The 22664-nt window shown below is 69.8% G+C and carries 22 protein-coding genes; 15 read left to right on the top strand and 7 right to left on the bottom strand.

Annotation, left to right across the window (positions count from 1 at the left end; translation table 11 throughout):
- Positions 1 to 17: 17 nt before the first annotated feature.
- The gene (locus AC5YDV_RS05705) at positions 18 to 1964 is read right to left on the bottom strand and encodes a DUF6541 family protein (RefSeq protein ID WP_496182370.1); all 1947 of its coding nucleotides are present in this window, start codon (positions 1962 to 1964) and stop codon (positions 18 to 20) included.
- Positions 1965 to 2127: 163 nt separating this feature from the next.
- On the opposite strand from AC5YDV_RS05705, the gene AC5YDV_RS05700 reads away from it, so the two are divergent.
- Genes AC5YDV_RS05700 through AC5YDV_RS05685 form a run of 4 tightly spaced genes read left to right on the top strand, consistent with a single transcriptional unit; the run spans position 2128 to position 5846 of the window.
- The gene (locus tag AC5YDV_RS05700) at positions 2128 to 3621 is read left to right on the top strand and encodes a methylmalonyl-CoA carboxytransferase subunit 5S (RefSeq protein ID WP_496182369.1); all 1494 of its coding nucleotides are present in this window, start codon (positions 2128 to 2130) and stop codon (positions 3619 to 3621) included.
- A gap of 5 nt (positions 3622 to 3626) precedes the next feature.
- Positions 3627 to 5186, top strand: a complete 1560-nt coding sequence (locus tag AC5YDV_RS05695; protein ID WP_496182454.1) for an acyl-CoA carboxylase subunit beta — start codon at positions 3627 to 3629, stop codon at positions 5184 to 5186.
- Between the two features lie 11 nt (positions 5187 to 5197).
- Positions 5198 to 5464 (top strand): hypothetical protein, encoded by a 267-nt coding sequence (locus AC5YDV_RS05690; protein WP_496182368.1) that lies wholly within the window; start codon positions 5198 to 5200, stop codon positions 5462 to 5464.
- Positions 5465 to 5480: 16 nt separating this feature from the next.
- Positions 5481 to 5846, top strand: a complete 366-nt coding sequence (locus AC5YDV_RS05685) for a biotin/lipoyl-containing protein (protein WP_496182367.1) — start codon at positions 5481 to 5483, stop codon at positions 5844 to 5846.
- Between the two features lie 35 nt (positions 5847 to 5881).
- Here the strand turns inward: AC5YDV_RS05685 and AC5YDV_RS05680 are convergent, their stop codons facing one another.
- Positions 5882 to 6619, bottom strand: coding sequence for an SDR family NAD(P)-dependent oxidoreductase (locus AC5YDV_RS05680; RefSeq protein ID WP_496182366.1), 738 nt, complete (start codon positions 6617 to 6619; stop codon positions 5882 to 5884).
- Positions 6620 to 6645: 26 nt separating this feature from the next.
- Positions 6646 to 7587: an aldo/keto reductase gene (locus AC5YDV_RS05675; protein ID WP_496182365.1), complete on the bottom strand. Its 942-nt coding sequence runs from the start codon at positions 7585 to 7587 to the stop codon at positions 6646 to 6648.
- A 120-nt stretch (positions 7588 to 7707) separates the two neighbouring features.
- On the opposite strand from AC5YDV_RS05675, the gene AC5YDV_RS05670 reads away from it, so the two are divergent.
- From AC5YDV_RS05670 to AC5YDV_RS05660, 3 genes are all read left to right on the top strand, one after another.
- Positions 7708 to 8625 carry an SGNH/GDSL hydrolase family protein gene (locus tag AC5YDV_RS05670; RefSeq protein ID WP_496182364.1) on the top strand — a complete coding sequence of 306 codons (918 nt, stop codon included), beginning with the start codon at positions 7708 to 7710 and terminating at the stop codon, positions 8623 to 8625.
- A 37-nt stretch (positions 8626 to 8662) separates the two neighbouring features.
- Positions 8663 to 10834 (top strand): ATP-dependent DNA ligase, encoded by a 2172-nt coding sequence (locus AC5YDV_RS05665; protein WP_496182363.1) that lies wholly within the window; start codon positions 8663 to 8665, stop codon positions 10832 to 10834.
- A gap of 81 nt (positions 10835 to 10915) precedes the next feature.
- Complete coding sequence (locus tag AC5YDV_RS05660) at positions 10916 to 11227, top strand: YciI family protein (protein ID WP_496182362.1); 312 nt, start codon at positions 10916 to 10918, stop codon at positions 11225 to 11227.
- A 39-nt stretch (positions 11228 to 11266) separates the two neighbouring features.
- Here AC5YDV_RS05660 and AC5YDV_RS05655 read toward each other — a convergent pair whose 3' ends face one another.
- Complete coding sequence (locus tag AC5YDV_RS05655; protein ID WP_496182361.1) at positions 11267 to 12439, bottom strand: HNH endonuclease; 1173 nt, start codon at positions 12437 to 12439, stop codon at positions 11267 to 11269.
- 196 nt (positions 12440 to 12635) lie between these two features.
- On the opposite strand from AC5YDV_RS05655, the gene AC5YDV_RS05650 reads away from it, so the two are divergent.
- Positions 12636 to 13385 (top strand): phosphoglyceromutase, encoded by a 750-nt coding sequence (locus AC5YDV_RS05650; RefSeq protein ID WP_496182360.1) that lies wholly within the window; start codon positions 12636 to 12638, stop codon positions 13383 to 13385.
- Positions 13386 to 13445: 60 nt separating this feature from the next.
- Here the strand turns inward: AC5YDV_RS05650 and phoU are convergent, their stop codons facing one another.
- The gene (phoU, locus tag AC5YDV_RS05645; RefSeq protein ID WP_496182359.1) at positions 13446 to 14111 is read right to left on the bottom strand and encodes a phosphate signaling complex protein PhoU; all 666 of its coding nucleotides are present in this window, start codon (positions 14109 to 14111) and stop codon (positions 13446 to 13448) included.
- A 194-nt stretch (positions 14112 to 14305) separates the two neighbouring features.
- Here phoU and AC5YDV_RS05640 point away from each other — a divergent pair, with 194 nt between their 5' ends.
- Genes AC5YDV_RS05640 through AC5YDV_RS05630 form a run of 3 tightly spaced genes read left to right on the top strand, consistent with a single transcriptional unit; the run spans position 14306 to position 17110 of the window.
- Positions 14306 to 15436 (top strand): sensor histidine kinase, encoded by a 1131-nt coding sequence (locus AC5YDV_RS05640; protein WP_496182358.1) that lies wholly within the window; start codon positions 14306 to 14308, stop codon positions 15434 to 15436.
- Positions 15433 to 16110: a response regulator gene (locus AC5YDV_RS05635; RefSeq protein WP_496182357.1), complete on the top strand. Its 678-nt coding sequence runs from the start codon at positions 15433 to 15435 to the stop codon at positions 16108 to 16110. Before AC5YDV_RS05640 ends, AC5YDV_RS05635 begins: the two co-directional genes overlap by 4 nt.
- Positions 16111 to 16153: 43 nt before the next feature.
- Positions 16154 to 17110, top strand: a complete 957-nt coding sequence (locus AC5YDV_RS05630) for a ribose-phosphate diphosphokinase (protein ID WP_496182356.1) — start codon at positions 16154 to 16156, stop codon at positions 17108 to 17110.
- A gap of 7 nt (positions 17111 to 17117) precedes the next feature.
- On the opposite strand, the gene AC5YDV_RS05625 is transcribed toward AC5YDV_RS05630, so the two are convergent.
- Positions 17118 to 17708 carry a hypothetical protein gene (locus tag AC5YDV_RS05625; RefSeq protein ID WP_496182355.1) on the bottom strand — a complete coding sequence of 197 codons (591 nt, stop codon included), beginning with the start codon at positions 17706 to 17708 and terminating at the stop codon, positions 17118 to 17120.
- A 338-nt stretch (positions 17709 to 18046) separates the two neighbouring features.
- On the opposite strand from AC5YDV_RS05625, the gene AC5YDV_RS05620 reads away from it, so the two are divergent.
- From AC5YDV_RS05620 to ispF, 3 genes are read left to right on the top strand one after another with little or no spacing between them, the layout of a single operon-like run.
- Positions 18047 to 18532, top strand: a complete 486-nt coding sequence (locus tag AC5YDV_RS05620; protein WP_496182354.1) for a CarD family transcriptional regulator — start codon at positions 18047 to 18049, stop codon at positions 18530 to 18532.
- A gap of 3 nt (positions 18533 to 18535) precedes the next feature.
- Positions 18536 to 19255, top strand: a complete 720-nt coding sequence (ispD, locus tag AC5YDV_RS05615; RefSeq protein WP_496182353.1) for a 2-C-methyl-D-erythritol 4-phosphate cytidylyltransferase — start codon at positions 18536 to 18538, stop codon at positions 19253 to 19255.
- The gene (gene ispF, locus AC5YDV_RS05610) at positions 19252 to 19797 is read left to right on the top strand and encodes a 2-C-methyl-D-erythritol 2,4-cyclodiphosphate synthase (protein WP_496182352.1); all 546 of its coding nucleotides are present in this window, start codon (positions 19252 to 19254) and stop codon (positions 19795 to 19797) included. Before ispD ends, ispF begins: the two co-directional genes overlap by 4 nt.
- On the opposite strand, the gene AC5YDV_RS05605 is transcribed toward ispF, so the two are convergent.
- Positions 19713 to 20906, bottom strand: a complete 1194-nt coding sequence (locus AC5YDV_RS05605) for a neutral zinc metallopeptidase (protein WP_496182351.1) — start codon at positions 20904 to 20906, stop codon at positions 19713 to 19715. The genes ispF and AC5YDV_RS05605 overlap by 85 nt on opposite strands.
- A 37-nt stretch (positions 20907 to 20943) precedes the next feature.
- Here AC5YDV_RS05605 and AC5YDV_RS05600 point away from each other — a divergent pair, with 37 nt between their 5' ends.
- Positions 20944 to 22617, top strand: coding sequence for a DUF2207 family protein (locus AC5YDV_RS05600; RefSeq protein WP_496182350.1), 1674 nt, complete (start codon positions 20944 to 20946; stop codon positions 22615 to 22617).
- Positions 22618 to 22664 lie beyond the last annotated feature (47 nt).

Raw genomic sequence — 22664 nt, 5'->3', positions numbered from 1 at the left:
AGCCCGGTCCGGGCGCATCAACCGCAGGCCGTGACCTCGTACAGGACGGCGTCGCCTTCACGAGCCACCTCCTTGAATCCTTGGGCGGAGGCGAGGGAGTCGAATCCTGGGTAGGGGTGGCTGCCGCCGTGCACCTCACGCGTGCCGAAGTCCAGGACGTAGCGCACCCCCAACCGGTCGACCGCGTCACAGGTCGCCCCGCCGGCACGCGCTTCGTCCAGGCTGGAGTTGATCGAGTCGACATCCGGGGTCGAGACGTACAAGGTGTGCGTCGTGGTGGTCCGCACCCCTTCCAGCGCCCACGCCATGGAGGAACCGTTCCATGGGTTGGTGGCGATGACCGCGTCGGTGGGAACCAACTGGGGCAGGCGCTGGAGCAGCGCGTACTCGTCGGAATTGACCAGCGGCGAGTCGTCGGTCAAGGCGTAGGTCGACGAAGCTCGGTCCACGGCCTGGTCCATCGCGGGCGTTCGCTGGGTGGCCGCGACCAGCACCACCGCCAGCAGTACCCCGCTCCCGGCCGCGAGCCAACGGGTGAGGCGCCGTCCTCCACGAACGCGGCGGGTCAGCCCGCCGGCGAACCACACAGTCACCGCCTCGGCGCCCAAGGCGGCCAGGGGGAGCGCGGCGGCCGGGACGAGCGCGGCGAGGCGGAAGGAGTCGTTGTACCAGATGCCGGTGAGCGTGTCGCGGAGTTCACCTGAGGGACCGCTCGAGACGACCAACCACAGCACGCCGACGATGGCCCAGCCCGCCAGGATCCAGCCCAAGCGGCGCCTCCAGGCCGCGACGAGCCCGAGGGCCACGAGCAGGCTCACCGCCCACAGGGGCCCCAGGCCCAAGGGTGCGTTGAGCGCGAACTGTCCGAAGGAATCCGTCCGGGACAGCGTGGGCGGCCAGAACGGGTCGAGCGGACGAAGGATGCGCCAGGCCATGACGATCGCCACGAGGGCCACGACGCACGCCGCCACGACCCCCAGTGCGGTCGGGGCAGCGGCCCGGCCCTGACGCCAGGACACGACATGACGGCCGGCACGGACCAGCAGGATGGGGACGGCCAGCGCCATCAGGGACATGAGCGCGTTGGGGTGGGCCATGACGAGGCCGGGGAGGATGAGCGCGCCGAGGCCGATCGCCTCGAAGACGGTGAAGGGCTGGGTACGCGACACCGCCAACGCCTGGACGGCCAAGCCCAGGAGGACCGGGAGCAGGGCGAGGCCGAGCAGGTTGGGGTAGAGGACGCCGTAACCCAACAGGAGCACGGGGAAGGCGGTGAACGAGGCGGCAAGGACTCCCGTGATGAGCAGGGTGGCGGGGCGCGCTCGGAACAGGCACCGGATCAGGAAGACACAGGCGAACGGCCACACGACCGCTGAGATGACCCAGAGCACGGCGTTCACGGCGACGGCCATGCTGCCGGGGAATGCCTGCAGCACCAGCGACGCCATTCCATGGAACGCGGCCGGGTAGAAGGACGACTCGTCGGGGCCGGCGTTGATCCGCGTGACGTGCAGCGAGGACGCGTCCCCCGTCACCACGATGTAGCGCACCACTGAGAGATGGAAGATGTTGTCGAAGGTCTGCGAGAAGGCGTCGGGCCGGTCGAGGACGTTCCGAAGGTGCCGAGTCAGCAGGACGATCGCCACGCCGAGCCCGATCCACGCGCCCACCTCCGACCGATCCCACCACTGGTCCGACGTCCGCCCCGCCCGCCTGAGGCGACGCAGCGCGAAGGCTGCCAGGCCCAAGATGAGTGCCGCGACCAGGGGGACGGGCCAACCCCACGGCACGCCGGCGGCTCCCGCGACGACGGCGGACACCCCGATCGCGGTGACGGAGAGCGCGGGGGACAGGGCCAGGGCGGTGAATCCGCGACGGCCCGCCAGCAGGGCCACCACCAGGCCCGGGACCAGGGTCAGGAAGAGCGCATAGGCGGCGGGGGCGAGGAGGGCTGACCAGGTCATGGGGTCATCATCCCAGAGAAGGTTCCTGGACCACCGCGGCGGTCGCCCGAGGACCCTGCTGCTCCCCCCCTTGGGTGTCCATCATGTGGCCCGAATCGTCCTACGCTTTGACATTATTGGTCTCAACGACGACATGTAGTAGAAGACGTGGCAGGATGTCGTCATGACCCCACGAACCATCGGCGTGACCGAGGTCGCGCTTCGTGATGCCCACCAATCCCTGATGGCCACGCGCATGGCCATGGAAGACATGGTCGACGCCTGTGAGGACATCGATCAGGCGGGTTACTGGTCCGTCGAGTGCTGGGGTGGTGCGACCTACGACGCCTGCATCCGGTTCCTGAACGAGGACCCGTGGCAGCGTCTCCGTACGTTCCGTGAACTCATGCCCAACAGCCGCCTGCAGATGCTCCTGCGCGGCCAGAACCTGCTCGGTTACCGCCACTACGAGGACGGCGTCGTCGAGCGCTTCGTCGACAAGTCGGCCGAGAACGGCATGGACGTCTTCCGCGTGTTCGACGCCCTCAACGACCCCCGCAACATGGCCCAGGCGATGCAGGCGGTGAAGAAGACAGGCAAGCACGCCCAGGGCACCATCTGCTACACGATCTCGCCGCTGCACACGACCGAGGGCTACATCAAGCTCGCGGGCCAACTCCTCGACATGGGCGCCGAGTCCATCGCCCTGAAGGACATGGCCGCGCTGCTCCAGCCGCAGGCCGCCTACGACATCGTCAAGGGCATCAAGGACACCTACGGCGACGTCCAGATCAACGTCCACTGCCACTCCACGACGGGCGTGACGCTGGTCAGCCTGATGAAGGCGATCGAGGCCGGGGCCGACGTGGTCGACACCGCGATCAGCTCGATGAGCCTCGGTCCGGGACACAACCCGACCGAGTCCCTGGTCGCCATGCTGGAGGGCACCGAATACACCACGGCCCTCGACATGGACCGGCTCCTGAAGATCCGCGACCACTTCGCCAAGGTGCGCCCCAAGTACGCCCAGTTCGAGTCGGCGACGCTGGTCGACACCGACATCTTCTCCAGCCAGATCCCCGGCGGCATGCTCTCCAACATGGAGAGCCAGCTCAAGGCCCAGGGTGCGGGCGACCGCATCCGCGAGGTGATGGAGGAGGTGCCGCGGGTGAAGGCGGACGCGGGGCACCCGCCGCTGGTCACCCCGTCCAGCCAGATCGTCGGCACCCAGGCCGTGTTCAACGTCTTGATGGGCAAGTACAAGGTCCTGACCGGCGAGTTTGCCGACCTGATGCTCGGCTACTACGGCGAGTGCATCGGCGAGCGCAACCCCGAGGTCGTCGAGATCGCCCACAATCAGACGAAGAAGGAGCCGATCACGCGCCGTCCGGCCGATCTGCTCGAGCCGGAGTGGGACAAGCTCGTCGCCGAGGCGTCCGGCCTGCCGGGCACGGACGGCACCGACGAGGACGTCCTCACCTACGCCATGTTCCCGTCGGTGGCCCCCGGCTTCTTCGCCAAGCGCGCGGAGGGCCCCAAGAGCGTCGGCAAGACCCCGGAGCAGATGGCTGAGCAGGCCGCCGCCAAGGGTGACAGCGATCGCGCCGTGAAGGGGCCGATCACCTACAAGGTGTCCCTGGGTGGACGCGAACACAACGTCGTCGTGGAAAGGGCGTGACCAACATGGTCAAGAAGACACGTGCCATGGATGAGCAGGTCGCCAACCTCAACAAGGCCCGCATCGAGACCCGCAAGGGCGGTGGTGAGAAGCGCATCGAGAAGCAGCACGAGGCCGGAAAGCTGAGCGCGCGTGAGCGCGTCGCGGCCCTGGTGGACGAGGGCTCCTTCCAGGAGATCGGACTGTTCCGCCGCAACCGGACGACCGCGTTCGGCATGGCGCAGGCCGACATGCCCGCCGACGGCGTCGTGACCGGCACCGGGACGGTGCTGGGGCGTCCGGTGCACATCGCCAGCCAGGACTTCACGGTCGTGGGTGGCTCGGCCGGTGAGGTGCACAGCCTGAAGGTCGCCCAGATGATGGACGCCGCCCTCAAGTGCGGCACGCCCTTCATCTTCATCAACGACTCCGGCGGTGCCCGTGTGCAGGAGGGCATCGACTCCCTCCACGGCTACGGGGCGGTCTTCCACACCAACGTGAAGCTGTCCGGCGTGGTGCCGCAGGTCTCGATCATCGCCGGCCCCTGCGCCGGCGGCGCGGCCTACTCCCCGGCCCTGACCGACTTCATCATCCAGACCCGCAAGGCCCACATGTTCATCACGGGCCCGGGCGTGATCAAGCAGGTCACCGGTGAGGACGTGACCGCCGACAAGCTCGGCGGCGCGGACACCCACATGGCGGTCTCCGGCGTCAACCACTTCGTGGTGGACGACGACGAACAGGCGATCCTGGTGGCGCAGAAGCTGCTGAGCTTCCTGCCGCAGAACAACACCGAGGACCCGGCGATCGTCGACCCGGACCCGTACGTCGACCACGACGAGGCGATGTACGACCTGGTCCCCACCGACGGCAACAAGGGCTACGATGTCCGGACGGTCATCGCCCGCCTGGTCGACCACGAGGACTTCCTCGAGGTCCAGGCCGGCTACGCCCAGAACATCGTGGTCGGCTTCGGCCGCATCAATGGCCGTACCGTGGGCCTCGTCGCGAACCAGCCGCAGGTGATGGCGGGCGTGCTCGACATCAACTCCTCCGACAAGGCGAGCCGGTTCATCCGCTTCTGCAACGCGTTCAACATCCCGCTGGTCACCTTGGTGGACGTCCCGGGCTTCCTGCCCGGCGTCGCCCAGGAGGCGGGTGGCATCATCCGGCACGGCGCGAAGATGCTGTACGCCTACGCCGCGGCGACCGTCCCGAAGATCACCGTCGTGCTCCGCAAGGCGTACGGCGGGGCGTACCTCGCCATGTGCTCCAAGGACATGGGCGCGGACACCGTGTACGCCTGGCCGACCGCCGAGATCGCCGTCATGGGCGCGGAGGGCGCTGCCACCGTCGTGTTCCGCAAGGAGATCGCGGCCGCCGACGACCCGGAGGCTCGGCGCGCCGAACTGGTCCAGGAGTACAAGGACACGTACTCCACGCCGTTCGTCGCCGCGTCGCGGGGTCTCGTCGACGACGTCATCGACCCGGCGGACACGCGCCGCTACATCGCCATGCAGCTGGAGATCCTCGTCAACAAGCGTGAGCTCCGGCCGGCCAAGAAGCACGGCCTCGGCCCGGTCTGATCGGAGGAACCATGTCGGACGACATCAACGCCGAACTGCTCGCCGCTGTCAGGAAGCTGACCGAACGCGTCGAGGGGCTCGAGACCGAGATCAAGGGCATCAGGCTGATGACTTCGCAGCACGTGCCGGAGGAGGTGGTGGTCGCCATCTCGGCGGCCGTCGCCGCCTACCTCGGTCACCGCGCCAAGCGCCGTCAGGCGCACTTCACGCGCTCGGCCGCCTGGCAGTCGACCACGCGCCAGTCCCAACACGACCGCATGCCGCTCCACCTGCGGTGACCTGAAAGGTACAACCATGAAGCTCAAGGTGACCGTCAATGGAGTTCCCTACGACATCGAGGTGGACGTCCAGGAGGAGGAGAAGCACCCCGTCGGTTCCATCGTGATCGGGGGGGCGGGTGGCATGAACACGCCCGTGGCGTCCACGGCGTCCGTCCAGGCGACCTCCGCCAACGCCGTCACCGCGCCCCTGTCGGGCTCGGTGTCGCGCATCCTCGTCGAGGAGGGCCAGGCCATCAAGGCGGGCCAGGTCCTCTGCGTGCTCGAGGCCATGAAGATGGAGACTGAGATCACCGCACCGGCCGACGGCACGGTGGCCCGCATCCTCGTCGAGAAGGGCGACACCGTCGCGGGTGGGGAGGCCCTCATCGAGCTGGGCTGATCCCGCTCGACCCACGCGCACCGGGTTGGCGGGACTCAGCCGACCCGGTGCAGCTTGTGGTTGGCGGCTTGGGCCCGCGGGCGGACGACCAGTCGGTCGATGTTCACGTGCGCCGGACGGGTCGCGACCCACGCGATGACGTCGGCGACGTCCTCGGCGACGAGCGGGTCCGGGACGCCGGCGTACACGGCGTCCGCCCTGGCCTGGTCGCCGTGGAAGCGGACGACGGAGAACTCCTCGGTGTGCACCAGCCCCGGCGCCACCTCGCACACCCGGATCGGCTCGCCGTTCAGTTCGAGCCGCAGGGCCCCGGCGAGCATCCGTTCGCCGGCCTTGGCCGCGTTGTAGCCGGAACCGCCCTCGTAGGCGGCCTCGGCCGCGCTGGACGTCACGAACACGACCGTGCCCTCGGCGGCGCGCAGGGCCGGGAGGAGCGCCTTCGTGACGCGGCCGGCGCCCAGGACGTTGGTCTCGAACATCGTCGTCCAGGCGTCGAAGTCCGCCTCGGCGAGGGGCTCGCTACCGACCGCCCCGCCGGCGTTGTTGACCAGCAGGTCGAGGCGGTCGCCCACGGGTCGGGCGAGCGCGGCCACGGCGTCGGCGTCCGTCACGTCGCAGACGACGGCCACGCCGTCAATCTCGTCGGCCAACTCCTGGATCCGGTCCTGGCGGCGGGCGGCGCAGAACACGCGGTAGCCCTCGGCGGCGAGGCGGCGCGCGGTGGCGGCGCCGATCCCGCTGGAGGCTCCGGTGACGACAGCGGTGAGGCTCATGGGGCGATCCTAACGACAGGCATCCTTCAGGCGAACCGCGTCGAGGCGGCGTCCAGCGTGGCGACGTCCGCGTGGCTGAGGGTCAGCCCGGGGGCGGCCAGGAGCGCCGGCAACTGCTCCGGGCGCGACACGGACGCGATGGGTGCGGTCACGCCCTTGGCGAGCAACCACGCCAGCGCGACGGTGGTCGGCTCGCTGCCCTGCTCGGCCGCGACGGCGTCCAGTGCCTCGACCACCTCGAGGCCGCCCGCCTCGTGGTAGCGACGATTCGCGGCCTCACGGGACGACCTCGCGAGGTCCTCCTCGCCGCGCACCTTGCCGGTGAGGTAGCCCGATGCCAAGGCGGTGTAGGGGAACGAGGCCAGCCCGAACTCGGCGATGACCGGGCCGGCATCCTGCTCGTACTCGGTGCGCGCCACGAGGCTGTACCGGTTCTGGACGGCGGCGGGCAGGGTGGCGCCCGTCTCGCGGGCAGTGTCCACCCACTCGCGCAGGCGGGCTCCCGAATAGTTGGACAAGCCGATCGCCCGAACGCGTCCCTCGCGGACGAGTTCGTCGAAGGTCCGGACCTGGTCGGCGATCGGGGTGGCGGGGTCGTCCTTGTGGGCGTAGTAGAGGTCCACGTGGTCGGTGCCGAGGCGGACCAAAGACTCCGCCAGCCCGGCGCGAACGCTCGCCCGGGACAAGCCCTCGTGCGGGGTGTACATGCCCACCTTGGTCGCGATCACGATGTCGTCGCGGTTGCCGCGCGCGGCCAGCCACGACCCGATCATGCGCTCGGACTCGCCGCCCTTGTTGCCCGGGACCCAGGCCGAGTAGCCGTCCGCCGTGTCCACGGCGTTGCCGCCCGCCGAGACGAACGCGTCCAGGATGGCGTGGGTGGTCGGCTCGTCGGCGGTCCAGCCGAAGGAGTTGCCGCCGAGGATGAGCGGGAAGAGGTCGGTGTCGATGCCGTGGATCTGCGCCATGGCAACACCCTAGAGCCGCCGGTGGGCGAGCGACAGGAAGGGCTGGGACCGGCGAAGGTCGCGTCGGTGACGCGATCATTTCGCCTGCGACGGCAGGGGTCGTGGTGGGAGCATGGGTCCATGCGCCATGCACTTTCAGTCCGGTGGGGCGCCGGACTCATCGCGATGCTCCTCGGAGCCACCCTCCCCACGCTCACCGCCGAGGCGGCACCCAAGCCGAAGCCGACCCCTGCCCCCACCAATGGCTACGTAGCGTTGGGGGACAGCTATGCCGCCGGCACCGGAGCCGGGAGCTACCTCAGGGACGGCACCACGTGCTACCGGTCCACCAAGGGCTATCCGTACCTCCTCGCGACCAGCAACGGCCTCGCCCTCAACCTCCAGGCCTGCTCCGGTGCGACCATCGCAGATGTCAGCGCCAAGCAACTCGGGGTGCTGAAGAGCACGACCGCCTACGTGACGATCACCGTGGGCGGCAACGATGTCGGTTTCGCCGACACGGTCTCCACGTGCGCGGGCTCCGACACCCAGGCCTGCCTGGCCAAGGTCAGCGCTGCCGAGGCCACCATCGCGGAGACGTTGCCCGCCAAGTTGAGGGAGCTGTATGCAGCCGCGAAGGCCAAGGCTCCCACCGCGCAGGTCGTGGCGACCGGCTACCCGCGCCTGTTCAACGGCAGTGACTGCAGCGCCTGGACGTCGTTCACGGCCGACGAAATGACCGCCATGAACACGGCGTCGGAACACTTGGCCGACGCGATCGAGTCGGCAGCGGCGGCCGCGAGCATCGCGTACAGCGACGTCCAGGGGACGTTCGTCGGGCACGCGGTGTGCGACACCGTGCCGTGGATCAACAACGTCGACGTGTGGCGGCAGTACAACTCGTTCCACCCGAACGCGAGCGGCTACGCCGGCGGTTACCAGCCTGCGGTGACGGCTTCCCTCGGCATCGGTGGCGCAGTCACGACGACGGCCACCGTGACCACGGGCGGTACCACGTCGTCCAACACCAAGCGGGGTGAGGTGCGCATCCAGGGCTGACACTGTCGGCTGTCGGGACGCCGGGTTAGGCTCAGGCGTGGCCGAAGCAGAGATCCTGTCCGTCGACGGACCCCAGGGCGTCCGCGAGGTGAGGCTGACCAGCGCCGACAAGGTGCTGTGGCCGGCGTCCGGTGGCGCGAAGGAGATCACCAAGCGCGACCTCGCGGACTACCTGCTCGCCGCGTCCGAGTCGTTCCTGCGCATCAACGGGGACCGGCCGATGACGCTGCAGCGGTTCCCCGAGGGCATCGAGGGCGAGGAGTTCTTCGCCAAGCGGCCCCCCGCGGGGGCTCCGGCGTGGCTCAACCGGGTGATGTGCACGTACCCGAGCCGACGCCGCCACGAGCAGGTGACGTTCGACGAGCCGGCCGACCTGGTGTGGGCCGCCCAGATGGCGACGATCACCTTCCACCCGTGGCCCGTCCGCACGGCCAACCTCGACAATCCCGACGAGTTCCGCATCGACCTCGATCCCCAGCCCGGCCGCGACTTCTCCGACGCCGTGGAGGCCGCCTTGGCGCTGCGCGAGGTGATGGCGTCCGTCGGGCTCACGGCGTACGCCAAGACCTCGGGCAACCGGGGCGTCCACGTGTACGCGCGGATCAGGCCCACGCACGAGTTCCAGGACGTCCGGCACGGGGTCATCGGCGTCGCCCGCGAGCTGGAGCGGCAGCTCCCCGACCTCGTCACCACCTCGTGGTGGAAGGAGGAGCGCGGCGAGCGCGTCTTCGTCGACTTCAACCAGGCCAACCGTGACCGCACGATCGCCGGTGCCTACTCGCCGCGTCCCCTGCCCGGGGCGCCCGTCTCGACGCCGTTGTCCTGGGACGAGCTGGCCGACGCCGACCCCCGCGACCTGACGATCTGGACCGTCCCGAAGCTGCTGAGGGACCGGCCGTGCCCGTGGGCGTCCATGGACGACGACCCGGGCGAGCTGACCGGCGCGCTGGGGCTCTGGGAGGCCGACCTGGAGCGCGGGCTCGGTGAGCTCAACTTCCCGCCCGACTATCCCAAGATGCCGGGCGAGCCGCCGCGGGTGCCGCCGAGCAAGCGCAAGAAGGACCGCGCCGAGGAGGACTACCTCGCACCCAAGGCCGAGCGTGACGCCGAGTGGGGGACGCCGATCGTCCCGCCGTTCGGGCCGATGCTGGCCAAGCTCGTCAAGGACTTCCCGAAGGCCGAAGTCCTGTTCGAGCCCAAGTGGGACGGCTTCCGGACGATCATCTGGCGTTCGGGGGACATGGTCGAGTTGGGGTCGCGCAACTCCCGGCCGATGACGCGGTACTTCCCCGAGCTGGTGGAGGCGGTGAAGGAGAACTTCCCGGACCCGTGCGTGATCGACGGCGAGATCATCCTCATCGACCCCATGTCCGGCGACCGGCTCAACTTCGACCTGCTGCAGCAGCGGATCCATCCCGCGGAGTCCCGCATCAAGAAGCTGAGCAGGGAGACACCCGCCAGCTTCGTCGGGTTCGACCTGCTCGCGTGGGGGAGCGAGAACTGGGCGGAGAGGCCCTTCCGGGAGCGCCGCCAAGCTCTCGAGAAGGCCCTCGCAAAGGCGAGGCCGCCGATCTTCCTCACCCGGGCGACCCACGACCGTGAGCTGGCGAAGGAGTGGTTCGAACAGTTCGAGGGCGCGGGCCTGGACGGCGTCATCGCCAAGCCCCTGGACCAGCCCTACGCCGAGGACAAGCGCGTCATGTGGAAGATCAAGCACGAGCGCACCGCCGACTGCGTCGTCGCGGGCTACCGCCTCTACAAGGACGAGACGGACGCCATCGGCTCACTCCTGCTGGGCCTGTACACCCCCGAGGGGATGCTCAACTCGGTCGGCGTCATCGGCGCGTTCCCGATGGAGCGCCGCCGCGAGCTCTTCGCCGAACTCCAGCCGCTGGTGACGTCATTCGACGGCCACCCCTGGGCGTGGGCCGAGCCCGAGGGGGACAGCCCCGACAACCGCGACCAGTCCTTCCCCCGGACGCCATCGGCGGCCGCCCACTCGCGCTGGAACGCCAAGAAGGACCTCTCGTTCACACCCCTGCGGCCAGAGCGGGTCGTCGAGGTGCGTTACGACCACATGGAGGGCAACCGGTTCCGGCACACCGCCCAGTTCGTGCGGTGGCGTCCGGACCGGGACCCCGACTCGTGCACCTACGAGCAGCTGGACGAACCGGTCAGCTACGACCTGGGGGACGTGCTGGGCGACTGACGGTGCGCCGGGGGTGGCCCCTCACCCTTGTGCGCACGCAGTGGCGGGCGCACCATACGGCTAACCCAAGGAGGTCACATCATGGCCAAGTACCTGATCCTGTACCGGGCACCCGAGAGTGCCGCCGACCAGATGTCGGAGGAGATGGCGATCGATGCGGCGGCCGGCTGGCCCGCCTTCAACGCTTGGCGTGAGAAGGTGAGCACCGCCGTGGTCGATCCCGGCGCCCCCCTCGAGGCGATCACGCCCATCGATGAGCCCATCGGGGGCTACTCCATCCTCGAGGCGGAGTCACCCGACGCCCTGAAGAGCATGCTGGAAAGTCACCCCCACACCGCCTGGGGCGGTACCGTCGACATCCTCGAGGTCCTCGACACGCCCATCGGCGGCTGAGGCTGGGCCCCCAGGACATGCGGGCAGGACCGCGCCGTCTCAAGCAGCGGTCTCGTTGGAGGTGTCCTGCTCTGGAGGGCACTCGACAGGCCACGGTGGTGGGTCGACCACGGGGTAGCGCTGACCGGAGGGGGTTTCGACGGACCTGCCCCTTACCTTGGTGTGACGCCAGCCGGGGGCTTCCTTGGCGTAGTTGCAGGCCTCGCACAGGCCTTGACCGTTGTCGGCGCTGGTTTCACCACCTGCCGAGACGGGCTGGGGGTGGTCCGTCTGCCGGATGGGTGCATCGCACCACGGCGTCCGGCAGGTTTGGTCACGCAGGGTGATGGAGGTGGCCAACCCGGCGGGAAGCGGCCCGTGGCCGACGACGACGGCGGGGTGGGCGTCCGCCTGGAGCAGCGTGCGGTCGGTCATCACCAGGTGCACCCCGACGGCCACCGCCTCGGCGCTGGCCTGGCCGGTGGTGCGGGTCACGAGCGTGTCGGCCATCACCTGCCCGCGGGAGCGGTCATCCCCGGCCGCCCGGGCACTGTCGGCGGCCTGCTTCAGCGCGGCGTAGCAGGCCACGCCCTGGCTGACGGGAACCAACGCGGTGAGGTAGCTCATCGCGTCGGGAGCCGGTCGCAGGGAGACGCACCTGTCTTGGACCGCTTGCTCGTTGCGGCGCACCACCGAGTGCGGGTCCAGCCGGTAGGCGTGTTGCTTCACCTCGGCGACGAGCTCCTTGTTGCCCAGCGCCCCCACGCGCAGCAGGTCGCCGCACACGAGGGAGTCGACCGTGGCTCGATCCTCGCGGGTGAGGCACGCGGTCTCCCGGGTGACCAGGACCGCCCGGTACTCCGACAGCACGCCGTCAGCCAACGCGGCCAAGGTGTTCGGCAGCTCGTGGGTGAGCCACTTGGCCAGCCCGAGCAAGACCTGGCCCCGGTTCGGGGACTCCCGCCGGGCCAGCGCGACCTGGGCGGCGACGCCCTGGCCCAACCTCGCGGCCGGCACTCCCGCTTCACGCTGCACCTCACGCTGGGAGGCGTCGAAGTCGACGGTCAGCCTCGCCTGGATGGCCGCGGCGGTGTTCTTCAACGCCTCCAGGTCACGGATCGCCTCGATGCGCTCGTCATCGGTCAGGCCCGCGACCTCGACGGCGCACAGCGCCCCGCGCACGTCCGCGAACGCGGAGGGAGCGCCGGGCTGGCTGGACCGGGGGTGGGTCATGATCCAAACCTGGGACTCGCCACCGACAAAACGCATGGGAGTACGAAAAGGGTGGAGAAGGTTGTTCGACTCCTTGTTGGCGAGTTCGGCGGGCGCTTCCTCGGGGCCGGACCCCCTCATCGTGCCGTCTCGCAGAGTGCTTCCGCGGGAAGCTGCTCGGGCCGTGTGGGGAAGCGTCGGACGATAGGCTCGACCCATGACTCACAAGCTGATCCTGCTGCGCCACGGCGAGAGCGAGTGGAACCAGAAGAACCTGTTCACCGGCTGGGTGGACGTGGACATCAACGAGAAGGGTGTCGGCGAGGCCAAGAAGGCAGCCGAGCTCCTGAAGGCCGAGGGCCTGCTCCCCGAGAAGCTCCACACGTCGTTGCTGCGCCGTGCGATCCACACCGCCTACCTCGCGCTCGACGGGTGCGATCGCCACTGGATCCCCGTGTCCCGCTCCTGGCGTCTCAACGAGCGCCACTACGGCGGCCTTCAGGGCCTCGACAAGGCCGAGACGCTGTCGAAGTACGGCGAGGAGCAGTTCATGGCCTGGCGCCGCAGCTACGACACGCCGCCGCCGGTGCTGGAGAAGGACGCCGAGTACAGCCAGTGGAACGACCCGCGCTATGCCGACATCCCCGAGGACGAGCGCCCGCAGACCGAGTGCCTCAAGGACGTCGTCGCGCGGATGCTCCCCTACTGGGAGTCCGACATCAAGCCTGACCTCGCCGAGGGCAAGGTCGTCCTGGTCACCGCCCACGGCAACTCGCTGCGCGCGCTGGTCAAGCACCTCGACGACATCTCGGATGCCGACATCGCGGGCCTGAACATCCCGACCGGCATCCCGCTGTATTACGAGCTCGACGACAACTTCATGCCGGTCACCAAGGGTGGCCGCTACCTCGACCCGGACGCCGCCGCGGCGTCCATCGAGGCCGTGAAGAACCAGGGCAAGAAGTAGTAGTCGGGAAAAGCAGGGGCCGACGGACGTGTGTCCGTCGGCCCCTGCTCACGCTCTGGATCAGGCGATGGTCCAGTTCTCGCCCTCGGGGTGCAGGCCCGTGACGATGTAGATCACGCGGGAGCCCATCAGGACCGCGTGGTCGGCGATGCGCTCGTAGTAGCGACCCAGGAGGGCGCAGTCGACGGCGGCCTCGATGCCGTGGCTCCACGATTCGTCCAGCAGGAGCGTGAACTGGTGGGTGCGCAGCTGGTCGACCTCCTCGTCGTGCTCGGCCATCTTCTCGGCGTCCAGGATGTTGCGGTCGCGGAGTGTGCGCTCAGCCAACTCGACCATCTCGACGGCCAGGACGGCCATGCGCTGGAAGTTGGGCTGCATCGACTCCGGCACCGCGCCCCGCGGGTAGCGCATGCGGGCGATCTTGCCGATGTGGGCGGCCAGGTCGCCCATGCGAGCGAGGTCGGCGACCATGCGCAGCGCCGCCACCAAGGTGCGCAACTCTCCTGCGACGGGCGCCTGGCGGGCGAGCAGGGAGAAGCATCGCTGTTCGAGGTCGTCGTGGAGTTGGTCGAGGACGGCGTCATCGCTGATCACCTTCTCCGCCGCGGCCAGATCGCTCGTCAGGAGCGCCTTCGTGGCGTCCTGGACGGCGACCTCGACGCGTTCCGTCATGGTGATGAGGTCATCGACGACGGCGGTGAGTTCCTCGTGGTAGCTCTCACGCATGTGAGCTCCTCTGCTAGTGCGGTTCGCGGTCAACCGGAGGTGGGTGGCTGGGCCGCAACACTACGGCCAGCGACAAGCATAAACGGACGCGCTGGGGGAACGCCGGATGAACTCTCGGTGAACCAACGGATTCCTCAGCGGGGAGGGGGCATGGACGGGGGCCCACGGGCCGGTGGCACCGTATGCTGACGTGCGTGACACCCGCTCTCGCCGCCCTGATCGGTGTGGTCGTGGGCGTCATGGTCGGGTACCTGCTGGCCTGGTGGGTCCTGCGACCCCGGGCCGACGGTCCGCCCCTGGATCCCTTGGCCGAGCGGCAGCGCGTGATCGACGCCCTGCGCTGCGGTGCCGCGATCATCGGGCCGGTGGACGAGATCCTCGCGGCCAACGAGTTGGCCGGGAGCATGGGCATCGTGCGGGCGAACCGCGTGGTGATCTCCGCGCTGCTCGACCTCGTGCGCGAGGTGCGCCGCACGGGAGAGACCTTGGCGGTCAACCTCGACCAGACCCGCGCCCGGCGCGCCGAGCAGCGACTCGCCGTCCGCGTGCTGCGGCTGGACGACGGCAACGTCCTGGTCGTCGCCGACGACCGTGGCGCCGCGCTGCGTGTGGAGGCGTCCGCGCGGGACTTCATGGCGAACGCCACGCACGAGCTCAAGACCCCGGTGGGCGCCATCACGTTGCTCGGCGAGGCGGTGGAGCAGGCATCGGACGACCCGGAGGCCATCGCCCGGTTCGCGCGCAAGATCCAGTCCGAGTCCAGCCGGCTCTCGCAGCTGGTCGCGCAGATCGTGCAGCTGTCCCGGTTGCAGGGGCAGGCGCCCGCCAACGCCGAGCGTCTCGAGGTGGACGAACTGGTCGGCATGGCGCTCGACCGCAGCCGTCAGATCGCCGAGAGCCGGCGCATCACCCTGACCCGCGGGGGCGTCAGCGGTCTGGCCGTGCGCGGGTCGCGGGAGCAGTTGGTGACAGCCCTGGCCAACCTCGTCCACAACGCGATCACCTACTCCGACGACAAGTCGCGCGTCGTCGTCACCACGCGCGCAGTGGAGGACGCCCAGCGTGGCGACAGGGTGGCGATCGCCGTCTCGGACAACGGCATCGGCATCGCCCCCGAGGACACCAAGCGCATCTTCGAGCGCTTCTACCGCGTCGACTACGCCCGGAGCCGCCAGACGGGCGGCACGGGGCTCGGGCTGTCGATCGTCGCGGAGATCGTCGAAGGACACGGCGGCGAGGTCACCGTGTGGAGCAAGCTCGGCAGTGGGTCGACGTTCACCGTCACCCTGCCTGCCGCTCCCATCGAGAAGGAGGAAGTCGCATGAGCGTGGTCCTGATCGTCGAGGACGAGGAGAGCTACCGGGACGCCCTGAGCTTCATGCTCACCAAGGAGGGCTTCGAGGTGATCCTGGCGGCGGACGGCGAGGAGGGCCTCGCGCAGTTCGAGCGCCATGGGGCGGACATCGTGCTGCTCGACCTGATGATGCCCGGACTCTCGGGCACCGAGGTCTGCCGACGCCTGCGCCAGCGCAGCACCGTCCCGATCATCATGGTCACCGCTCGGGACGCCGAGATCGACAAGGTCGTGGGTCTCGAGCTGGGGGCGGACGACTACGTCACCAAGCCCTTCAGCCACCGTGAACTGGTCGCCCGGGTCCGCGCCGTGCTGCGCCGGGGGGTCGACACCGAGCTGGTGCCGGACGTGATCGAGGGCGCGGGCGTCCGGATGGACGTGGAACGCCACGAGGTGTGGGTGGACGGCGAGGCCGTCCGACTGGCACTGAAGGAGTTCGAGCTCCTGGAGATGCTGCTCCGCAACGCGGGCCGCGTGATGACGCGCGGGCAACTGATCGATCGCATCTGGGGCGCCGACTATGTGGGGGACACCAAGACGCTGGACGTCCACGTGAAGCGGCTGCGGGGCAAGATCGAGTCCGATCCCGCGAACCCGAAGATCCTCGTCACCGTCCGCGGCCTGGGCTACAAGTTCAACGGCTGACGATCGGACGCCGTGGCGCGGCCACCCGCGTAGGATGCGGCGGGTGACCAGCGATGTCGTCGTCTTCTCGGGCCAGGCCCATCCGGAGTTCGCCCAGGAGATGTGCGACCTGTTGGGTGTCGAACTGTCCCCGACCCGCCTCCAACGGTTCAGCAACGACTGCATGCAGGTGCAGCTGCGCGCCAACTGCCGCCAGCGCGACGTCTACATCGTCCAGCCGCTGGTTCCGCCGACGCAGGAGAACCTCTTCGAGCTGCTGATGATGGTGGACGCCGCGCGCGGGGCGTCCGCCGCCCACGTCAACGTGGTCATGCCCCATTACGCCTACGCGCGGTCCGACAAGAAGGACGCTCCGCGCATCTCGGTCGGCGGCCGCCTGGTCGCGGACCTGCTGGCCACGGCGGGCGCGACCCGGGTGTTGACGATGGCGCTGCACTCGGAGCAGGTGCACGGCTTCTTCTCGGTGCCGGTGGACCACCTCACCGCGTTGCCCGTCCTGGCCGATCACTACCGTGGCCGGGACCTGTCCAACACCATCGTGGTCTCGCCCGACTTCGGCAACGCCAAGGAGGCCGGCCGGTTCGCCCGCAGGCTGGGCGTGGAGGTGGCGGCGGGTTCCAAGCGGCGCACCGCGGACGACAGGGTCATCATCGACGCGATCGTGGGTGACGTCGCGGGCAAGGACTGCATCGTCCTGGACGACGAGATCGCGACGGGTGGGTCGATCGTCACCCTGATCGAGGCCCTGACGGCGTACGGGGTCAACAGCATCTCCGTCGCGTGCACGCACGGCCTGTTCACCGGGGCGGCACCGGGGCGGCTGAACGCGCTCTCGGGGATCGCCGAGATCGTCACGACCAACACGGTGCCCCAGGACAAGCCCGTCGATCGCCTCAAGGTGCTCTCCGTGGCCCCGTTGTTCGCCGAGGCGGTGCGGCGCATCCACCTCGGCGAGTCCGTGAGCCGATTGTTCTCCGAGGAGAGCACCTACGGCGAGTGAGCCTCGCTCAGGGGGTCGGAGTCGCGGACGCCGACGGCGCGGACGCCGACGGCGCGGAGGCTGACGGCGCGGACGCCGACGGTGCCGGGGTGATCGAGGCGTAGATCGCGCTCTCCGAGGACATGACCGGCGCGATCGCGCTCACCTGGGCGCCGGACTTGAACGTCAGCGTCACGTCGGCGGTGAGGCCCGGCTCGAGGTCGGGGCTGGTCACCGTGAAGCCGTCGCCGTCGGTCAGGACGACCATGCGGTTGGCGTCCAGCTTGACGGGGTCGCCGGTCACCTTGAGCGGCGCACCGACCGAGTTGTCGGGCTTGCGTGCAGCACCCTCGATCTTCGTGAGGGTGTCCGCGACGGGGGAGACGATGGACGCCGACACGACGCCCCTGCCGGACCCGTCCGAGACCAGCAGCAGGTTGCGCACCTTCAGAAGGCGCCCGGCCTCACCGGCCGGGACGTCGACGTTCACGCCGTGCGCGGGGGTGTACGACTGGAGCGTCTGGGCGTCGAACCCACAACCGGTCAGCAGCAGGCTGACGCCGACACCGGCGACGAGGGTACGCGCGGCCCGGCTACGGCGACGGGTGCTGGAATCCATGGCAGGAGCCTCCTGGGTCGGTGAATCTCGACGACACAATAACGAAACACCGCTGGTGATGGTTAGCCGTGCTACCCCGCGGTGGACAACGTTGCGAAACCGGGACCGAGGGACGTGTGCGTGCCACGGCAACATGCGGCGCGATTCGGGGTGTCGTTGGCGCCCGGCGGGTCGCGGTCCTAGGCTGGGGTGGAGCCGATGAGATGGGGACACGTCTACCGCCGAGCACAGTGTCGGACGCTTGTCAAGAGTTCGATTTCCGTGTGACAAGGTCTTTCGTCCCTGTCGGTCCCGAAGGCCCCGTGGTAGACTGGCCTGCGGGAAAGGGGTCTATGAATATGACTTTTCAGGTCGGTGAAACGGTCGTGTACCCGAACCACGGTGCCGCTGTGATCGAAGACATCGAAACCCGGACGATCAAGGGAGAGGAGCGCCTCTACCTCGTCCTCCGCATCGTGGGGCAGAACGACTTGGTGGTGCGGGTCCCGGCCTGCAACCTCGACCTGGTGGGCGTGCGCGACGTCGTCGACGCCGATGGCCTCGAACGCGTGTTCAGCGTGCTTCGCGCCCCGCACACCGAGGAGCCCACCAACTGGTCGCGTCGCTACAAGGCCAACCTCGAGAAGCTGCACTCCGGCAACGTGATGAAGGTTGCCGAGGTCGTCCGTGACCTGTGGCGTCGTGAGCGCGAGCGTGGGCTGTCGGCAGGCGAGAAGCGCATGCTGGCCAAGGCGCGCCAGATCCTGGTCTCCGAACTGGCCCTGGCGGAGAAGGTTTCCGACGACCGGGCCGAGGTCATGCTCGACGAGGTGCTCGCCTCCTAGTCCATGGCCCACAACATCAATCCCGTGCCGGTCGTCGCCATCGTGGTGGCGGCCGGTTCCGGTTCCCGCCTGGGGGCCGACGTCCCCAAGGCGCTCGTGCCCGTGGCCGGCGTCCCGCTGGTGACGCGCGCGGTGGCGCAACTGGCCGCCGGTGGTGTGGGGGAGGTCGTGGTCGTGATCCCGGCCGCCGAACGGCGGGCGTTCACCCTCGCCCTCGAGTCGGCGCCGGTGCCCGTGGTCATCGTCGACGGTGGGGATGAGCGACAGCATTCCGTCGCGAACGGGATCGCCGCCCTCCCGGACCTCCCTGCCGAGCTCGCCGAGCACCAGGTGGTCCTCGTCCACGACGCCGCGCGGGCTTTCGTGCCCCCCGAGGTGGTCAGCCGTGTGGTGGACGCCGTCCGCGCCGGAGCCGACGCGGTCGTCCCCGTGGTGCCGGTATCGGACACCATTCGTGAAGTCAACGACACGGGCTCCGTCGTGATCGATCGCTCGCGCCTGCGCGGCGTCCAGACGCCCCAGGGCTTCCGCCGGGGCATCCTCGAGGAGGCCCACGCCGAGGTTCACGACACCGTGGTGACCGTCACCGACGATGCGGCGGCGGCCGAGTTCATCGGTTGCGAGGTCGTCCTCGTCGAGGGTTCCCGGAACGCCTTCAAGGTCACCGAGCCCTTCGACCTCGTGGTCGCCGAAGCCATCGCCGCGCGAGGGGAGTGGGCATGAGGGTCGGAATCGGCACGGACGTCCACGTCCTCACCCCCGGCGTGCCGATGTGGTGCGCCGGGCTGCACTTCCCCGACGAGCCGGCCGGTCTGGCGGGGCACTCCGACGGGGACGCCGCGTCGCACGCCGCATGCGACGCGCTCCTGTCCGCCGCGGGCCTGGGCGACCTCGGTTCCAACTTCGGCACGTCCGACCCGGCGTGGGCCGGGGCGTCCGGAGTGGCCTTCCTCACCGAGACCGCCCGCCGGGTCCGCGCGGCTGGGTTCGAGATCGGCAACGTCGCGATCCAGGTGATCGGCAACCGTCCACGACTGGCCGGACGCCGCGCCGAGGCGGAGCGCGTCCTGTCGGACGCCGTGGGTGCGCCCGTCTCGGTGGCCGGCACGACCACGGACGGCCTGGGCCTCACCGGTCGCGGTGAGGGCGTGGCCGCCGTGGCAACGGCGTTGGTGGTGTCTCAGCGCACCTCGTCCGCGGAGGCCACGAACGAGTTGCAGGCGGAGATGGTGTCCGAGGAGAGCCCCCGGTTGAACCAGTCCTGACGGGACTCGCCGGTGCCGTGACCCCCTGAGTAGCCGACCTGGCCGGACAGGACGTCGTCGCCGAGGTTCCACGCGAGCTCGCTCAGGGCGTCGAGTTCAGCGGGATCCAGCGACTGGCTCCGCGCAACGGAACGGACGTACTGGCCGGACAGGCAGTCCGCCTGGACCTCCGTGCGGCGTGACAGGTCCAGGGTCGCCCGTTCGCTCGGGGCCTCCTGCTCCAGGTACTTCTCCGAGATGAGGATGGCGGTCCGCGCCTGGACGGCGTGGCCGAACTCGTGGGCGAGGATCATCTCCGCCGCGTACTCCGTGTCGGCCACCTGGGGGGGAAAGGCCCGCAGCAGCGAGTTGGCGTAGTAGACGCGCTGGTCGCCGGTGCAGTAGGCGGCGTTGACCTCCGAGAAGTCACCGCAGGCGGTCTTGATGGGCCGGGTGTAGACCGTGACGGGCGGACGCGGCATCTCGAAGCCGGACGCCTCCACCGGCTGGGCGAACACCGTCATGAGGCACCCCATCAAGTCGTTGAAGTGCTCCTGCTTCTCCTGGGCGGAGGCCCGGTTGACGTCGAGTGAGTCCATCCGGCAGTTCGTCGGGGTGGGGATCGACTGGTCGTAGAGCGGGTTCTCCTGGACGAGGCGGCCCGCGGCGTCCAAGCTGCGCGGGCCGGGCAGCGCCGGCGGGTTCCGCGTCGGCGGCGGGGGAGCGTAGCCCTCGTTCTTGTAGGGAGAGGTCGGGTCGCCCGGGATCTGGGGGGCGGGGGGGTCCTGCTGCGTCGTCCGGCCCGGCACTTCAAGGCCGGACGCGCTGTCCAGCAGCCCACGGACGAACGACGCGACCATCAGGATGGCGACCACCGCGAGCACGACGCGGACGGCGTTGCCGAGCCCGCTGCGGCGCCGGCGGGGCGGCCGAGGCGGCCACGGCTGCTGCGGGGGGCGCTGCCACTGCCCGGAGCCCTGCCACTGTCCGGAGACCTGCCACTGGGCCGGTGGCTGCCACTGGGCGGGCTGCTGCCATTGCGCCGGTGGCTGCCACTGCTGCTGGGGCCAGGACTGGCGGGGCCGCGGCGGCAGCGGCGGCGGAGGGGCTCCCCACGGTGTCTGGCTCACGCGACCACCCTAGCGGCCGTGCGGTAGGTTCAGGAGGGTGAGCCCCGTCCGCACCGCCCTGGGCCGCGTCGTCGCGGCGCTGCTCCTCGCCGTGGCCTTCCTTGCCATGCCCCTCCCCGCCTCAGCGGCAACTGAGGTGGAGTCCTACCTCGTCGACGCCCGGATCGAGCCGGACGGCACCCTGAAGGTGTCCGCCACCATCACCCCGACCGGTGGGGCGGGCGAGATCATCCAGCGCTTCGCCACCACGCTGCCCACGAGTGGGTCACGCGAATACCGCTTCGACCTCAGCGAGGTCCGCGCTTCCCGTGGCGGGTCGGACGCCGAGGTGCGGGTCGCGTCCGAGGGCGGCTACGACGTGGTGACCATCCCGGTCACGGACGACCGGCCGGTGGTGCTCGAGTACACCGTGCACGGCGCCGCGATCGCGACCGAGGGGTCCACGACCGTGACCTGGCGCCTCCTCCAAGGACTCAACCTGCCGGTCGGCACCTTCGAGGCGACCGTCGCCGTCCCGGCCCCGTTCACGATGATCGACTGCGCCGCCGGGCCGCCGGCCTCGCCCGGCGCCTGCGTGTGGTACTCGGGCGGAACGCACGACAACCCCGTCCCGACGTTCCACGACGGACCCCGCGGGGCGGGTGAGGTGGTTCAGGTCCTGGTTCGGTTCCCCTCTGGGGTGGCGTCCAACGCGCAGGTCGTCCAGCTTTGGACGCTCGACGGGGCCCTGTCCCTGGCGCCACTGCCGCTCGGCATCGCCGCGGCGCTCGCCCTGGTCGGGCTGGTCGGCCTGTTCCTCCTGCGACGCCGGTTCGCCGCGGACGAGACGCAGGACGTGACCCCGACCGTCGTGGGGACCTTCCGTCCGGCGGGGGCCGGGTTCTCCGAGTTCCAGGTCTCCGACGGGATCCGCCCGGGTCAGGTCGGCACCCTCGTCGACGAGTCGGTCGACCCCGTCGACATCACGGCCACCCTGCTGGACCTGGCCGTCCGGGGGCACCTGCTGATCCGCGAACTGCCCCACGCGAGCCAGTTCGCGCGCGCCGACTGGGAGTTCGTGCGCAGGGCGTCCGGCGACGAGTTGAGGCCCTACGAGCGCACGCTCCTGGAGGCCGTGGCGCCCGCGGGCGGGTCGACGCTCTGCTCCGCGCTGGGGGCGTGCGTGGCCGACGTCCTCCCGGACGTCCGGTCTCAGTTGTACGACAACGTGGTGGGGCGTGGCTGGTTCTCACGGCGTCCGGACGCCGTGCGCTCGGTCATGTCGCGGGTCGGCTGGGCGCTCCTCGCCGTGGCCGTGTTGGGCGCCCTCCTGCTGATCGCCCTGACCCCGTTCGGCGTGGCCGGGCTGGTGCTCGTGGCCCTGGCCGGCGCCTTCGGGCTCCTCGCGCAGGACGCGCCGACCCGCACCCGCGCCGGCGCGGGCATGCTCGCCGGTCTCGGCCTGCTGCGCGGACAACTGCTCACCCATCCCGTCGAAGAGCTGCCGCCGGGTCGCCAGGTGGCCGAACTGTCCGAGGTGCTGCCCTACGCGGTGGTGCTCGGCGGCGCCGATCGCTGGCTGGACGGTCTCGCCGCCACGGACGGCGACGACACCCCGGACGAGCAGGAGCTCGACTGGTACCACGGCCCCGAGGGCTGGCACCTCTCCGACCTGCCGGACTCGCTGCGCAACTTCATCACCACGGTGGAGGGCACGCTGCTGCAGCGCTGAATGCATGTCCGGGTGGCAACACCCCAAGAATTCTTGGGATCCTGCCA

The sequence above is a fragment of the Propioniciclava sp. LT432 genome (assembly GCF_059515965.1).
Note: the sequence above shows the minus strand (reverse complement) of the source record. Positions and strands in the feature narration are given on the sequence as shown.